We start from the raw sequence: 15,992 nt of genomic DNA on the forward strand, positions 1-15,992 counted from the left end.
AAAAGTATGAACTCCAAACGGTATAAAATGGTATTCCTGCTCATCGGCTTAGCTACGATGGGTTACATGGTCTATCAGCTGGGGCTTGGGGTGATTTGGGAAAACATTCGGAAGACCGGTGTATGGTTTATCCCGATTATAGGCAGTTGGCTTGTCATCTACGTGATGAACGCGCTGGGATTCCGGGCCATCATCTCCGAACGTGGCAAGCGGGATACGCATTTGCCATTCCTGCGCATCCTGCGGCTTACCATAAGTGGTTATGCAATCAATTACGTTACGCCGTTTGTGGCGCTGGGAGGCGAGCCTTACCGTATTATGGAATTGAAGCCCGCCCTTGGAACGGCTAAAGCGTCCTCGTCCGTATTGTTATACAGCCTCATGCATATGTTTTCGCATATTGTCTTTTGGCTGCTTTCCATCCTGCTCATCATTTTTCTTTTACCTTGGAATGCGCTGCTGATAAGTTGCAGTGTGGTTATCCTTATGATCGGCGGCGGCTTGTGTATCGGGTTTTCGAAGGTATACAAAAAAGGTTTTACCATGAGTATCCTCCGCCAATTGGGGCGGTGGCCGTTGATTGGCCAGCGAGTTAACCGGTTTGCGATAGGACAGGCGAGCGTATTGCAGGAAATCGACCGGCATATTATCACGTTATATAGCCAACGCCGGGCGAGCTTCTACCGATCACTGGCTTGGGAGTTTGCGGCGCGGATAGTCGGCTGCGCAGAGATTTATTTTACGGCCAAGGCTATCGGATTGGGCATGAGCATGGGAGAAGCGTTAGTCGTCAGTTCTGCTTCGTCGCTGTTTGCCAATGTGCTGTTCTTTTTCCCGATGCAACTGGGCACCCGGGAGGGTGGGCTGGCCTTGGCACTGCAGGCTGTCGGGATGGCGGGGAGTGCCGGTATTTTTATCGGCATTGTCACTCGCATTCGCGAAATCATCTGGATATTCATCGGGTTGGCACTTATGGGGCCTACCAAAAAAATGAGTAAAGTGCCCGCACTGGCGTTGGCCGACAACAGTATAAACGAAAAATAGTATGATAAAAGGGTTGCTTTTCGACTACGGAGGGACGTTGGATACCAACGGGCGGCATTGGGCTGCCGTCATTTGGGAGGCGTATCAGACGCATCATGTCGGTATCGATAGGCGTTTGTTTTCAAAGGCCTACGTGTACGGCGAACGCATGCTTGCGATAAATCCGATTATCAAACCGGAACATACGTTCTTGGACGTCATATCACTTAAACTGGAACAGCAATTTGATTACCTGGAAGCTAATGGAGCGGTTGTAGAGCGGGGCCGCATTCCGGATATCGCATTAATGTGTGAAGATATAGCGCGCAATACGGTGCATCTGGCCGAATTAATACTCAATAAGCTGCGGGGATCTTATCGCATGGTCATCGTATCCAATTTTTACGGAAACCTTAAGACGGTGTTGGCTGATTTCGGTATCCTGCATTTCTTTGATAATGTCGTCGAATCCGCAGTGGTGGGCGTACGGAAACCCGACGCCCAGATTTATCGGTTGGGCGTTGATGCCCTCGGCTATGCACCAACGGAATGCCTCGCGATAGGCGACTCTTACGAGAAGGACATGATTCCTGCAAAGCGGGCGGGATGCAGGACCGTTTGGCTGAATGTAGAAGGATGGGAAGAGTCGGGTCTTGACGAATATCAGATTGTGGATGCTGAAATCAATGATCTCGCCAAATTGCTTAGTGCTTTAGACCAAATGAACGGCAATGGAAAAACTGCATAACGATATCTGCTGTATCGGCCATGCTACAGTCGATCGGGTGATTACACCGGAGAGTGTACATGTGATGCCAGGCGGAACGGCGTATTACTTTTCTTCGGCTTTGAAGACGTTTGACGTGTCGTTGTCTGTAGCAACATCATTTGCCCAAGACGATAGTGATGTGTTTGATGAATATGATTTTAAAGGCGAAGGGTGGGTCATTGCGCGTGGGCGGTACTCCCATTTTTTCGAAAACGAATACAGCGCTAATCGCGACTACCGGAAGCAGCGGGTGCTGAGCCAGGGCGATCCGTTGCGACTTGACGATGTATCGGCAATAACGGCCTCTTGGTATCATTTTGGTCCCCTGCTCGCTGGTGATATATCCGATGATTTGGTGCGTTGGGCGGCCAAGCAGGGTAAGGTATCGTTGGACGTCCAGGGCTGTATCCGCCGGGTAGAGGGGGTGCAGGTCGTGCATGAACGATGGGAACACGCAGACACGATTTTACCCTTGGTAACCACGCTGAAGGCAAATTATGAAGAAGCGCGATTGCTCACCGGCGCAAAACGTATCAAGGATTGCATCAGATACCTGGAAAAGTTTGGTATCGAGGAGATTATCATTACCTTAGGTAGCAATGGTGCCATTGTCCATACCAAAGGGCAAAGCCATTTTATTCCTGCCTTTTTTGTGCGTTCGCCGCTGGATACTACCGGTTGCGGCGACACGTTCATGGCGGGTTACCTCTATAGCAAACTAAAAGGAGCAAATTGTTGTGAGGCCGGGCGGTTTGCCGCGGCCATGGCCGCGTTGAAAACGCATCGGCACGGCCCCTTCGTGGGATCTCCGGCCGACGTGCAGGCTTGGTGCAACGAAGTAGGTTCCATCATTGACTAGCGAAGTATGCTGTTGATTAAGAAATATATAGTTTGGTTGGCTTTCATCGTGCTGCCATATTGCGCGTGGGCTGGCCCTATGCCTGCAGCAAGCACCGCAGATACCACCATATTCCCTGTACCCGAAGGGATCGATAACCTGATGTTTTATATCCAACGCGATCCCAATGCTAATACCGTTTGCTATACACTGAATACAGACAGCCAGGGAAAGCTGGATAAAAGTAAGCCGTTGGACATTTTTTGGATGCGGTACGCGGATGACGGCAGGCGGCAGGACTTAAATTATATCCAGCGGGTGTTTGCCTATGGGATAAAGGTAAAAAAAGTGACAGCAAATGAAATTGAATTCAGGTCAGTTGCCTACGATAAGTTGCCCTTATATCTGCGCAAAGGGCCGTCGGGATATCATGTGCAGACACGCATAGCCGGCGAAATGTGCGTGCTGAAACGTATTTATGTACGTATCGACGGCGGCAGCTTATTCAGCCCCAACGTGCTGTACGTGCAGATAGAAGGCGTCAATCGTCAGGGTAAGGCCAAGGTCGAACAAATAAAACCATGAAGCTATGGCAAAGCGGAATTTTGTTTCAAACAGTACGGAGTCAACCCGGATGTTCAAAAATGATTTCCTGGAGTCGTTGACCAAAGTGCATTTTAGTGTGCCCTTGTTTATTTACATTCCTGTGATGGTGTACTTTTCATGGCGAGCACTGGCATTGGAAAATATGCCGATAGGGCATTTCATCGGTTATTTCCTGCTGGGGCTTGCTGTGTGGACCATTTCGGAGTATTTGCTCCATCGTTTTGTCTTCCATTTCGAACCGAGAGGCAAATTTATGGAGCGCGTCCATTTTATTTTCCATGGTGTACATCACGACTACCCCAAAGACAGGCTGCGGCTGGTCATGCCGCCGTCAGCGAGTATTCCGATGGCGATCATCATTTATTTCCTGTTCAGGCTGTTTTTTAGTGGCTATGTGATGAACGCCTTCTTCCCTGGCTTCATCCTGGGCTATCTTTTCTATGATATGACCCATTATGCTATCCATCATGCGAACTTCAAGGGCGGCATCTGGAAAAAGATAAAACAGCACCACATGTTGCATCACTATTCGGACCCGGAAAAGGGCTTCGGTGTAAGTTCATCGTTTTGGGATAGTATTTTTGGTACAGGTTTCAAACAGAAAGGGGCGGATGATGAGTGATGCTGCATTGGCGAAGAAGGCCGGGACGGACCACTGGCTGAATGACTGCTTCCAGGATATCCGTCATTATATCGTTGATAGTATCCGCAAATATGACATTGCGGTAGCTACCTTTGACCATAATAAGCAATCGCCTTACCTCAAGGAGGCTATTTATTCGCTTGAAACACGCTCGGACATTTTTTGCGTGGCGCTTCTTTTGGAAGGCGAGACAACTTTGCAAATCGATTTGGAACAATTTACATTCCGCGAAAACGACGTGATCATTGCCTTGCCGGATGCTTCTAAGTCCGTTACGCACATCAAAAGCACGGCAGTCATCCAATTGGTAGCGTTTAGTGCTGATCTGCCCATCAAGCTAAATATTCCGGAGTACTTTTTTGACTATGTCCAGTATTACTTTACGTCCGAATTTAAGCCCATGTGGAGCCTCTCCAAGGAGGAGGCTACTCACCTCAAGCACGTCATTGATAGCTTAGCATATTACCTGAACCGTGTCGAAGAACGGACCTTTGGCAGGGATCTCCTGATGGGAATGTTCAGCGTATTCATGTACGAACTCGGCGCGTTGGCCACGACCTATGCCGAGCCATTGCCCCATACTTCCTCACGTAAAAAGCAACTATTTCTAAGTTTCTACCGATTGGCGAAAAAGTACTTTAGGCAACACCGGGATCTCACCTACTATGCGGATAGGCTCTTTGTGACACCGAAGTACTTGTCTGAAGTGGTAAAGGAATTGGGAGGCGCGACGGCCACCAAGGTGATTGAAACGTTTGTTATCAATGAAGCCAAGATCCTGTTGGCCACGCCGTCGTTAACCATTGCGCAGGTGTCGGATATGCTGAATTTCAGTGATCAGTCTTTTTTTGGAAAGTACTTTAAAAGGATGGTAGGGATATCGCCCAAGGCCTATCGTGAAAGTAGGGGGACGTTGGAAGGCGCGCCATAGGGTACGCTGTATGTGATCACACGGTTGAGAAGCTGCGCATCCGAAAACCTGCGCAGCTGCCGTCCCGCAAACAAAAGCACCTACGAAGAAACACTGTCGCGTAGCAACTCCTTTAATATGCAGGCGGCTATACGTACATTAAAAGAATTTACCTAAGTTTGGTAGAAAAAATGCGGCATGGACTACAACGCAGTTTTAACGGATGCTGACCATTGGGTGAAGGCATATATGGCCAAGCAGGAGGGCCATGGCTATTGTTTTCATAACCTTGCGCATACCGAGGACGTCGTGAAGGCGGCGACGGTGATGGCTGATCACTATCGCCTTTCAGCGCGCGATCGGTTTGTCGTATTAATCGCCGCTTATTTTCATGACTTGGGGTATTTTAGCGGCGGCGCGACTGAACATGAGAAGCGTGGTGCGGAGCTAGCCGCCGATTTTTTAACTAACTATGGCGTAGAGCAGCCAATTATTGAGGCCGTGAAAGATTGCATCTATGCGACCCGTTTGCCCCAAAGGCCCAAAAATCTATTGGAGGAGATTGTCAGTGATGCGGATCTATTCCATTTAGGTGGTGATAATTTCCGCGAGCGGAACGATTTGATGCTAAAAGAACGGACTGGCGATGGGTGTTTAGAACAAGACTGGTGTGGCCAAACATTGTCGTTGATGGAAAGCCACAAGTACCACACCACTTACGCCCAACAACGCCTAAACGAAAAAAAGCAAAAGAATATCGAATTTCTAAAAGAACAACAGGCAGCGGAGGCGTCGGTGTTGCCAGCCATGGCTGTTGCAAAAGACGGTGGAAAAAAGAAAAAGAAGCAGCAAAACAATCGGCCCGACCGTGGGATCGAAACAATGTTTCGGGTGACATCGACAAATAACCAGCGGCTCAGCGATATGGCCGATAACAAGGCTAATATTCTGCTGACCGTCAATTCGATTATCCTTTCGGTGGTGATAGCGCTGCTGGTGAGGAAACTCGAAGACGCCGAACACCTCGCTGCCCCGACATTCGTGTTGCTCTTGGTTAGCTTGTCGACCATTGTGGTAGCCATATTGGCCACACGGCCCAAAATTCCGGGAGGCATGTTCAGTCAAGATGATGTCGATAAAAAAGCGGTCAATCTACTTTTCTTCGGTAATTTTTATAAAATGGGCCTTGATGAATACGCGTCAGGAATGAAGAAAGTTATGGAAGATCGCGATTTTTTATATGGGACGCTTACGAGGGATGTATATTCACAAGGGGTTGTGCTGGGAAGGAAATACCGTTTGTTGCGGCTGGCGTATAATATTTTTATGTACGGAATGATTATTTCGGTGCTGACGTTTCTGTTGGCCAGTGTCGCACATGACGTCCTTGATATGTATTGGATGACCCGATGATACCTAAATACATCCACCGAGATTTGAGTTGGCTGCGATTCAATGGTCGCGTACTGGATGAAGCAGCCCGCGCGTACGTACCCCTGTTGGAACGACTGAAATTTGTCGGCATCTTTTCTTCCAATTTGGATGAATTTTATCGGGTACGGATGCCTGTGCTGGCTGCACTGAAAAAATTAGGTAAGCAACAGCTGCATCCGGCCACGATATCAGCAGACACAACGGCAGTGAAGGAGGCAAAACGGGTGATCCGCCTGCAGCAGCAATGGTTTGGTCAATTGCTGCAGCATCAAATCTTGCCGAAACTCGCTACCGAAGGCGTTAAGCTATGGTATAACGAGCCAATACCAACGGTGATGGTATCACAGGCGAGGCACTATTTTTTTTCAACGATCGCGACGTTTTTGGAAGTAAATCGCCTAAACGAAGATCCGGACTTCTTTCCGTTGAATAACCGCCTGTATTTGGCCGTGTTCATTAAAGAGGAAGTAAACATGGTCATCGTTAGTATTCCTTCGCATCGGATTCCAAGGTTTTACACCGTACAACGGGAAGGTGTTCACCACGTGCTGTTTATCGATGACATCATCAAGCAGGAGATCCCCCGGCTATTTGGGCGCGAACGTGTCGAAGGCATATACAGTTTCAAAATCACCCGTGATGCCGATATTCCGCTCGATGATGGCTTAGGTGATGATGTGGTCGAACGGATTGAACGTCAAATTCGAAAGCGGGATTTTGGGTTGGCTACCCGCCTGTTGTACCAACCCGATATCCCAAAAGCATGTCTTTCCAGATTGATGAAGGTGTTTTCGTTAAAGAAAGTAAATAAGACGAAGGGAGGTCCATACCATAACCTGAAGGACTTGATGGACTTTCCGATTAAACTGCCGCGCCTGATGTATCCGGCGCGGTCGCCTGCCCAGGTGGTGCCAACGGACAACCGGACATTACACGAAGAGATCAGCGGCCGTGATATTTTAATCAGCACACCCTATGAGTCTTTTGACCCTATTGTACGGTTTTTCAATGAAGCAGCAATCGATGCAGATGTGCTCGAAATCAAAACGACGATTTATCGAGTCGCCGCTGATTCACGGATATTGCACGCCTTGATCACGGCAGCAAGAAATGGGAAAGCCGTAACAGTCTTTGTTGAACTAAAGGCCCGGTTTGACGAAGAAAACAATATCAAATGGGCCAGGCGGTTGCAGGACGCGGGGATTAATATGATTTATAGTATACCGGGCCTGAAGGTACATGCCAAGGTCGCGCTGATTAAAAAAAGTACCGGAAAGCCGTATTTCTTGGGATTGCTGGCTACCGGTAACCTGAACGAAAATACCGCCAAGGTTTATGCCGATCATTTTTTGCTAACCGGGAATCAAGCTCTACTGGCCGAACTTAACCAACTGTTCAACTTCCTGGAAATGCGTCAAATGCCACGTAAAGAAGATGTCGACGCGTCGAAATTCGGACACCTGCTTGTCGCCAGGTTCAATCTTAAGAGCGGATTCATGCGCCTTATCGATGCGGAGATTGATCAGGCAATCCGTGGATTTCCCGCTTCGATAATCATCAAATTGAACAATCTGGAAGAAGAGGAATTAATTGACAAATTGTATGAAGCCAGCCAGGCGGGAGTAACCGTTACGCTGATCATCCGGGGGATCTGCCGATTGAGGCCCGGGGTACATGGACTCAGCGAACGGATTACTGTACGGCGTATTGTAGGGCGATACCTGGAACATGCCCGCATTTTTATATTTAACAATGGTGGACGGGCGCTCGTATACTTAGGATCTGCCGATTGGATGAACCGAAGCATGCAGAGCCGGATAGAGGTTTGTTTTCCGGTATACGATGAGGAGGTCAAACACGTCATCAAGCAAGTTGTCGATTTTCAATGCGCGGATAATGCCTCGGCTGTCGTGCTGGATGAAAATGGGATAAATAGACTACCTGCTACGCCTAATCTACTGCAAGCGCAGCTGGCAACGGAAGATTTTTTTTGTGGCAAAACCGTAGAAACCCATGAGTAAACGACATTTATTAATGGCATTGCTGGTCATAGGCGTCAGTTGTGGCCAAGCCCGACGTGCCGATTACGCAAATAATCCAACCGGGTACGATTTGGGTAATCCCGAGGTCTTTGAACTCACGAAGGCGCTCGATGAGATATCGGGTATTTCATTTAAGGAAGGCGATCCAGATACCATTTATGCACAGCAAGACGAAGATGGCGAGCTGTTTTATTTCACATGGGGCGACCAAAAGCCCAAGCGGACGAAATTTGGTAAACCAGGTGATTACGAGGATATCGCCGTGCTTCATGAAAAAGTGGTTATTTTGCGCAGCGATGGCAGCCTCTATCGCTTCTCGTTAGCCGAAAAACATAGAACGGAGCTGACTTCCGAGGAGTGGAAGACACCGTTTCCGGCTGGTGAGTATGAAAGCTTAGCCGCCACTCCTCATGATAGCCTGTTATATGTACTTTGCAAAAACTGCAAGGAAGATAAAAAGCGATTGGCTGCAACAGGCTATGCCTTTCGGTTTGGGCAGGATGGTGCATTGAGCCAGCGATTTACATTCGCTATCCACTTCGATCAGATTGAGCAGCTGGTGCCGCTAAAGGGAAAATCCTTTCAGCCGTCTGCCATGGCTTGGAACCCGTTTACGCGCCAATGGTTTGTCATCGCGTCCATTAATAAACTGCTCGTCATACTGGATGAGCAATGGCATGTAACAAGCGCTCACCGCTTGGATCCAAAAATATATACGCAGCCGGAAGGAATAGCCTTCGATGCAAACCGCAATCTGTATATCAGCAACGAAAAGGGAAAGAAAGGGAATCGGGCAACTATTTTTAAGTTTCAGTTCAGCTCATGATGGTACAAAAATGGTTGATAGTTGTTTTTTCTGTCGTGTTGTTCTCCGCTTCGGGATTCACGCAGGATATTTCACGTCGTATCATCTTCATCGGCGATGCCGGTGAGATCAATCATGAGCAAGAGGCGGTTGTGTTGCGGGCTGCGGATTTGATAGTGCCGGGAAAAACAACAGCTGTATTTTTGGGGGATAATATTTATCCCCGTGGCATGGGGTTGCCAGGCAGCGAAGACGCTGCCAAGGCCCAGGATATACTGCGGTCGCAGTTTGCACCCATGCGGGCAAAGGGGGCGCCGACGTATTTCATTCCCGGTAACCACGATTGGGATAGGATGGGGAAGCACGGACTCGCGAAAATTAGGGCGCAGGGCCAATTCTTGGCTAGCCAACACGATTCATTGTTGAAGCTACTGCCACCAAATGGTTGTCCCGACCCACAGGTGATCGATCTTTCGGATAGCTTGGCGATTATTACCTTTGATAGCGAATGGTGGTTATTCCCTTATGAACGTTACAGTGGTGATGCGGATTGTGAGTGCGAAACCGAGGCACAGGTAACGGAAAAGTTGCAGGAACTGTTTTACGACAACCAGGATAAGACGATTTTCTTGGCCATCCACCATCCGTTGCGTTCTTATGGCGTGCACGGGGGATATTATTCGTGGAAAGATCATCTTTTTCCCCTGACCTTACTGAATAAAGGGCTATACATTCCTTTGCCGGGTGTCGGTTCGTTGTACCCGTTATTGCGCAGGACGGTGCTGTTGAATCCGGAGGACATCCCTCATCCCCGTTACCAGGCGTTGATTGACGCGGTCACCGCAGTGACGGCACAATACGCCAATGTCATCCATGTCGCTGGCCATGATCACGGGTTGCAGTTTATCAAAGACGGAGATTTTTACCAGGTCGTGAGCGGAGCCGGCGCAAAAGATTCCTTCACCAAGCGGGGTGCACACGCGCTATTCGCACACCCTGCACAGGGGTTTGTGGTGATCGACTACCTGACAGACCGAAGCAGCCAAGTGACCTACTATACGTATGCCGATGATGCGGTGAACGAGGTATACAGCTACCGCATACCGCGCAGGACCATCTTGCCGTTTGTCGATCAAGCGGGCGATCCTGCCCAGGGCAAAGATAGCGTGACCGTGCAAGCAAACGTCAAGTATGACCAGGTTAGCACATTCCACCGTATGTTGTTCGGCGAAAATTATCGGAAAGAGTGGGCGGCAGAGGCCGAGGTACCTGTGCTTCGGCTGTCAGCATTGCATGGAGGCCTGAGGCCTGTCAAACGCGGTGGGGGTATGCAGACGGTGTCCCTCCGCCTGGTAGACTCCACGGGTAAAGAATGGGTGTTGCGCTCAGTCAACAAGCAGGCCGATGCATTGCTTCCTGAAGCACTGCACCATACGGTCGCCCATGACTTTTTGGACGACGCAAATAGTGCGCAACATCCTTACTCAGCCCTGATTTTTCCTCCATTGGCAGATGCGGCCCGTGTACCGCATACGCACCCAATAATCGGCCTGGTCGCGCCTGATACGCTGCTTGGCCATTATAACGAAATATTTGCAAATACATTGTGCTTACTCGAAGAACGCGAGCCGTTGGGCGATTCGGATAACACCGTGAAAATGGTACGGCGCGTGAATAACGACAATGATGACGTCTATAAAGCAAAGACCTTCCTGCGTGCCCGCATGTTGGATTTGTTGGTCAATGACTGGGACCGTCATGGCGACCAATGGCGTTGGGTCGACGAGAATAAAGGAAAAAAGGGAGCCGATCGTGATTATTTGGGTGTCCCCCGCGACCGAGACCAAGCGCTACGCAAAATGGAGGGACTATTGCCCACCATCGTGTCCATGCCTTTTGCCCTGCCGCTTATCCAAGGCTTCACCCCGGAAATCCGGCGGGTAAATTACAGCTTGCGCAAGTCCGATTTTTTGAACGCTCATCCCAAAAATCAGTTCACATACGAGGAGTGGATGGCCGAGGTGGATGATTTTGTGAGGGCGATGACGGACAGCGTGCTGGAAGCGGGCGTTAGGCAGTTGCCTAAATCGGTTTATGACTTGCGCCATGACGAACTCCTGCAAATACTAAAAGCGCGGCGTGATGCACTGCCAACCGCAATGGACCGGTACTACCAATTTATCAATCGCATCGTGGACGTCAAATTGAGTAATAAGCACGAACAAGTAGACATTGAAGATGCTCCGGGGCAATCCTTGCAGGTGACGGTACGGAAGATCAACAAAGAAGGGGAAGTAAAGCGCAAATTGATGGAGAAAGTATATCCGCCAGAATTTACCAAAGAAATCCGGGTGTACTTGGCCGCGGGAGACGACAGCGTGCAGGTAGCAATCAAAGAATCGCCTATTGCCGTCCGCTTGATTGGTGGCGTGGGCAATAAATTCTATGATATTCGGTCTGCAAAGCGGAAGGTGCCGATCTACGACCAGGGGACACATTCGTCGTTCTCACCGTCATCGATGCACTACACGGCGCATTACAGCACAGACAGTATGCATACTGCATTCATACCGGTAAATTTGTACAACGTGTGGGCGCCGCTGCTCAGCGCGGGATACAACGCAGATGATGGGTTGCTGGTGGGGGCGGGATTTAAGTATACCCATCAACGGGGCTTCAGGAAAGAACCGTTCAACCACACACAGCAATTTCTATTGTCCGGCGCTTTTGCCACCGGGGCACTCCGCGTGCACTACCGAGGGCATTGGAAAACGGTAGTCGGCAAAGCCGATGCTGTGATAGAAGCACACGCACTCATTCCGCAGACCCAGAATTATTTCGGCTTAGGCAATGCATCGGAATACGATAGGGACGAGCGCGACATGCGGTATTACCGGACTCGTTTTGAGTTGTACACATTGGAACCGCATTTACAGTGGAATCCGAACGCGACCACGACATTTGCCATCGGACCAAGCCTGCAATGGTACCGGTTTGCGGCTGGCGGAAACGAAGGCCGCCTGATTGTGCAGCCAGGAGCCGTGCATACTTACGACAGCCTCGTTGTTCAGGAAGACAAAGGGCATGTAGGGCTTTCGGCTAATTTCATGAAAGATAACCGCAACAGTAAACTACGACCGAGCAGGGGCGGCTTTTTTCAGGTCAAGGTGGGCGCTTATGGCGGCGTCAATGACCACGCAAAATCCTATATGCAGGCGAATGCCGAGATGGCCGTTTATGCCGGTATGGCACAGGACGCGGTGGTCATTTCAAACCGGATAGGTGGGGGGATGACGTTCGGTAACCCCGCATTTTACCAATCACAGTTTTTAGGTGGCCAAGGAAATTTGCGGGGGTTTCGTCAATACCGCTTCGCTGGAGACCATAGCTTGTTCAATAATTTGGAGTTGCGGGCGCGGGTAGCTTATGTCGGCAATTATATTCTTCCGGGCGAATTGGGCATGATGGCGTTTTATGACATCGGTAAAGTATGGTCTGATGCAAGACAAAGTGACCGTATTCACCAGGGAACCGGAGGCGGGCTGTATTACATTGCTGCAAATATAGCAGTTTTACAAGTTGTGGTAGGCCATTCGAGGGAAGGTTGGTACCCTTATTTCGGTATAGGCTTTAGGTTTTAAAAACCGTTATTGTTTGCGATGCAAGTACAACTACTCGATATCTTTGACGGCTGGCAACATGCTTCGGAGCCCGAACGTATTTTGTCGTTCGATCATTTCTTTACCCACTTAACACAGCGTTGCGAAACTCATACAAGTAGGCAGGAAGTATTTGCCTTTGTACTTAACCGTTTCCGGAAAGCGCAGCAGCTACATGGCTCGATCAACGAACAAAACATCTCAAAATTCGGCAAAGAGCTGGACTTTGTATATAACCTGCTCGTACCGCTGCTTACTGATGAAACGCAGGCATTATGGGGGTTGGTGTCTCCCTCCGGCAAGGTTTTTTACGGCACCGACGCATTTTATCAGCTTCTGAAACAAGAAAAACGGGCCTGTCAGGTGATGGATAAGATAAACGCAATCAATGGTAAGGATGTAAGCCGGTTAATGGTTTATCAGCTTATCATGGAGCGATTGTACCGCTTTGGGGATGTAGGTTTGGATAATCTGATATACACGTTTCAGGACGATGCTACGGAATTGCCTCGGTATTACGCGGTTCGGCTTGATAATACGTTTGTGCAGGTGACAGCGAAGGGGCAGCTGCCCCCCATTAATTATCAAGCACTCCGGCGCAAGAAGATTACTGAAGTGCGGGAAAGCGATTTGGACAGCCTGCTGGATCTGAATAATTTCCGCATCGAGGGATTTTCCATCGTTTCCTTGGAGGATATCACGCATGAGTATGTGGTCGATAAATTGAAAAATATTGTCATTGTGGGTGGTGATTATGACTATCATCGGTACCACGAGGCAATAGAAAACAATTTGAAGCTATTGACGGGCAATGCGAACTTAAAGATCGGCATCAGCCCAGTTTTGAAACTCAATGGCAGACCATTGCTCCATCACCAATTGGCGGAAAACAGCGTGTTATATCGATTTATTAAGGGGGTGGCGGTAGACGAACACTTGCGTAGGGAATGGCTGGGTTACCTGGAAGACCCTTATCCGGTCACTTACCGGGTGGATGCCGGCTTGCCTCTGGTTTCGGAGCCTCTGGCAGATTTGGCTGCACAATCGGGGTTGGATAGCTTGGCGGTCATCCCGCTTTTCTACAACCAGGATGTGGTAGGATTGCTGGAAGTGTATACAGAACAAGGTTTCCAAATCAGCAAGCACGAATTGCCGCGCCTGCGGGTCGCTATCCCGTTGCTGTCGCAGTTTGCAAATGATGTTTGTGTGGATTTCAAGAATAAGCTAGACCGCATTATCAAGAAGCGGTTCACCGCTATTCAGCCTGCGGTGCAGTGGAAATTTAATGAAGCGGCTTGGCGCTATTTACAGGCGGATGCCGACTACGGCCCAACAAGCAGCATGCCTTTCGGCCATGTTGAGATACGTTTCAATCGTGTATATCCGATATATGGGGCAGTGGATATTCGCAACAGCACGTTGAAGCGTAATTATGCCCTTCTTGCTGACCTCATGTGGCAGATGGACGCCTTGGGGACCGCCTTACTGCGTCTGGAAGCGATTCATCCGCTTCCCCATTCGCTAATGGCAACGTTCAGCCGCTTGAAAGCCGGGCTTAACGATAGCCAACTGGATTATAGCCAGGTGGCGATATCGGATTTTCAGAACGGAGACATCAAGACGGTGTTCGACGAGCTGAAACAGAAAGATGGAAGGCTTGCCGAAATTATTTCGGACTACGAGTACCAAATGAACCCCGCTGTCGGATTAGCACATCAGCATCGGCGTGCATTTGAGGCGGCCGTAAAAACAATCAATCAGGAAATCAATCAGCACCTCGAGGCTTTCAACAACAGGCTGCAAACCATTTATCCCAGCTATTTCGAAAAATTCAGGACGGATGGCATCGAGTTCGACTGTTACATCGGCCAGTCAATCGCGCCTCATATTCCCTTTCAAGAAGAAAAATTGTCGGCGATAAAGTATTTGCAATTGGAGACGATGGCGGCCATTGCACAGGGAACTCACCGGCTGGCAGGAGCACGGCCTATAGCATTGGAAACTACCCAGCTTATCTTTATCAATAATGCAGCGATCGATATTAGTTTCCGCGAGGATGAACGCCGATTTGATGTGGAAGGAGCCTATAACATCAGGTACCATGTTGTCAAAAAACGGATTGATAAAGCATTGGTAAAGGGCACGTCCGAGCGCGTGACGCAGCCGGGGAAAATCACATTGATTTACTGGCATGAAGAATCACTGCACGACTACCTCCATCATATCGAAACATTGCAGCAAAACGGACTACTGGGCAGGACGATCGAATACTTGGAGCTCGACGAATTGCAGGGCGTCAACGGACTCCATGCAATAAGGCTGCCCGTTGTGCTTCGCTAGAGTGTGCCAACGAGTGCAAAGCCATTGAACGTGGGCGTAAAGTTCCATGTGATTTCCTTTTTCTTCCGCCTGAACATGTGATCGCCAGATTTGGTCTGTTCCATCCGTTTAAGCACGGCCTTGGCACTGAAATAAGAAATGGCTCCCCCAAAGGCAAGGTCCGAAAGCCAATGGGAGTCCGAATACATCCGGCTGATAAGTGTCACGCCGGCGGTAGAATAAAAGACGCCTTTCAGCCAGGGCTGTTCGACGCGCTCTGCTAGTACAACAGCACTGACCATCGCGATTTGGATGTGCCCTGATGGGAATGAATGATAAGCTGCTTCAGGCGACCAGGGCTTGAACGCCCATGGACCTACTTCGGTGGCCGGTCTTGCCCGCCCAAAGGCGGTTTTCATGAAGGACTGAACAGCGCCGCTGGTGAGGTATGCAGCACCCAGGACCATGGCCGTCTCCCGGGCCCACTCACTTTTGATGGCCAGCCCGGTCAGGTAGAAGCCTCCCATCAGGTAAAATGCGGCGTACGGTTTCCCGTAGTGGAAGCCCGCACGTTCGATGCCATCGAGTAGTTTGGAGTCTTGATCCAGCCAAAAGTTTCTGACAGGCTTGTCCGCCAACGTCGTTAACGCCGTACCCGCAATTACCCCGCCAACTTTCAGCCAATCGTTGCCCCTCCATTTTACCGGAGATGCCAACGTATAAAGGAATCCGTCCCCAAATCGTAAAAAATCTTGAGCGACTCCGGCGAGGAACGTGGCGGTATCACGGTGTACCGAATCCGTGCGGTGCGCGTGTCGGCCGGCAACGGGCGAAGCGTCGGCAGGTGTACTCGAAACAACCACAATCGCGGCGAGGCCAAGCCATATACGGATAGCCACTGGCCCTCGGATGCTAAGCCTCCGGATAACGGATAGTCGCCTCAT

At 49.6% G+C, this 15,992-nt stretch carries 12 protein-coding genes; 11 read left to right on the forward strand and 1 reads right to left on the reverse strand.

The window, feature by feature from the left end:
• The first annotated feature begins 6 nt into the window (after window positions 1-6).
• From JHJ32_RS08660 to JHJ32_RS08710, 11 genes are all read left to right on the forward strand, one after another.
• Window positions 7-1,044, forward strand: coding sequence for a lysylphosphatidylglycerol synthase transmembrane domain-containing protein (locus JHJ32_RS08660; protein WP_200120727.1), 1,038 nt, complete (start codon window positions 7-9; stop codon window positions 1,042-1,044).
• Window position 1,045: 1 nt separating this feature from the next.
• The gene (locus JHJ32_RS08665) at window positions 1,046-1,771 is read left to right on the forward strand and encodes an HAD family hydrolase (RefSeq protein ID WP_079715182.1); all 726 of its coding nucleotides are present in this window, start codon (window positions 1,046-1,048) and stop codon (window positions 1,769-1,771) included.
• Window positions 1,755-2,651 carry a PfkB family carbohydrate kinase gene (locus JHJ32_RS08670; protein ID WP_200120728.1) on the forward strand — a complete coding sequence of 299 codons (897 nt, stop codon included), beginning with the start codon at window positions 1,755-1,757 and terminating at the stop codon, window positions 2,649-2,651. Before JHJ32_RS08665 ends, JHJ32_RS08670 begins: the two co-directional genes overlap by 17 nt.
• Window positions 2,652-2,729: 78 nt before the next feature.
• Window positions 2,730-3,215: a DUF4833 domain-containing protein gene (locus JHJ32_RS08675; protein WP_176146063.1), complete on the forward strand. Its 486-nt coding sequence runs from the start codon at window positions 2,730-2,732 to the stop codon at window positions 3,213-3,215.
• 4 nt (window positions 3,216-3,219) lie between these two features.
• Entirely contained in the window at window positions 3,220-3,858 is a 639-nt protein-coding gene (locus tag JHJ32_RS08680) for a sterol desaturase family protein (protein ID WP_233632565.1), read from the forward strand.
• Complete coding sequence (locus JHJ32_RS08685; protein ID WP_200120729.1) at window positions 3,848-4,810, forward strand: helix-turn-helix domain-containing protein; 963 nt, start codon at window positions 3,848-3,850, stop codon at window positions 4,808-4,810. Before JHJ32_RS08680 ends, JHJ32_RS08685 begins: the two co-directional genes overlap by 11 nt.
• A 177-nt stretch (window positions 4,811-4,987) precedes the next feature.
• Window positions 4,988-6,202 (forward strand): Pycsar system effector family protein, encoded by a 1,215-nt coding sequence (locus JHJ32_RS08690; protein WP_079715187.1) that lies wholly within the window; start codon window positions 4,988-4,990, stop codon window positions 6,200-6,202.
• On the forward strand, window positions 6,199-8,244 hold the full coding sequence (gene ppk1 / locus JHJ32_RS08695; protein ID WP_200120730.1) for a polyphosphate kinase 1: 2,046 nt from the start codon (window positions 6,199-6,201) through the stop codon (window positions 8,242-8,244). The genes JHJ32_RS08690 and ppk1 overlap by 4 nt, the downstream gene beginning before the upstream one ends.
• Complete coding sequence (locus JHJ32_RS08700) at window positions 8,237-9,091, forward strand: SdiA-regulated family protein (RefSeq protein ID WP_200120731.1); 855 nt, start codon at window positions 8,237-8,239, stop codon at window positions 9,089-9,091. The genes ppk1 and JHJ32_RS08700 overlap by 8 nt, the downstream gene beginning before the upstream one ends.
• Window positions 9,088-12,711 carry a BamA/TamA family outer membrane protein gene (locus JHJ32_RS08705; protein WP_233632566.1) on the forward strand — a complete coding sequence of 1,208 codons (3,624 nt, stop codon included), beginning with the start codon at window positions 9,088-9,090 and terminating at the stop codon, window positions 12,709-12,711. The genes JHJ32_RS08700 and JHJ32_RS08705 overlap by 4 nt, the downstream gene beginning before the upstream one ends.
• An 18-nt stretch (window positions 12,712-12,729) precedes the next feature.
• Window positions 12,730-15,069: a hypothetical protein gene (locus JHJ32_RS08710; protein WP_200120732.1), complete on the forward strand. Its 2,340-nt coding sequence runs from the start codon at window positions 12,730-12,732 to the stop codon at window positions 15,067-15,069.
• Here JHJ32_RS08710 and JHJ32_RS08715 read toward each other — a convergent pair.
• The gene (locus JHJ32_RS08715) at window positions 15,066-15,992 is read right to left on the reverse strand and encodes a phosphatase PAP2 family protein (protein ID WP_079715192.1); all 927 of its coding nucleotides are present in this window, start codon (window positions 15,990-15,992) and stop codon (window positions 15,066-15,068) included. The two genes, JHJ32_RS08710 and JHJ32_RS08715, sit on opposite strands and share 4 nt — an antisense overlap.

This window comes from Parapedobacter sp. ISTM3, assembly GCF_016533505.1.
Taxonomy (GTDB): domain Bacteria; phylum Bacteroidota; class Bacteroidia; order Sphingobacteriales; family Sphingobacteriaceae; genus Parapedobacter; species Parapedobacter luteus.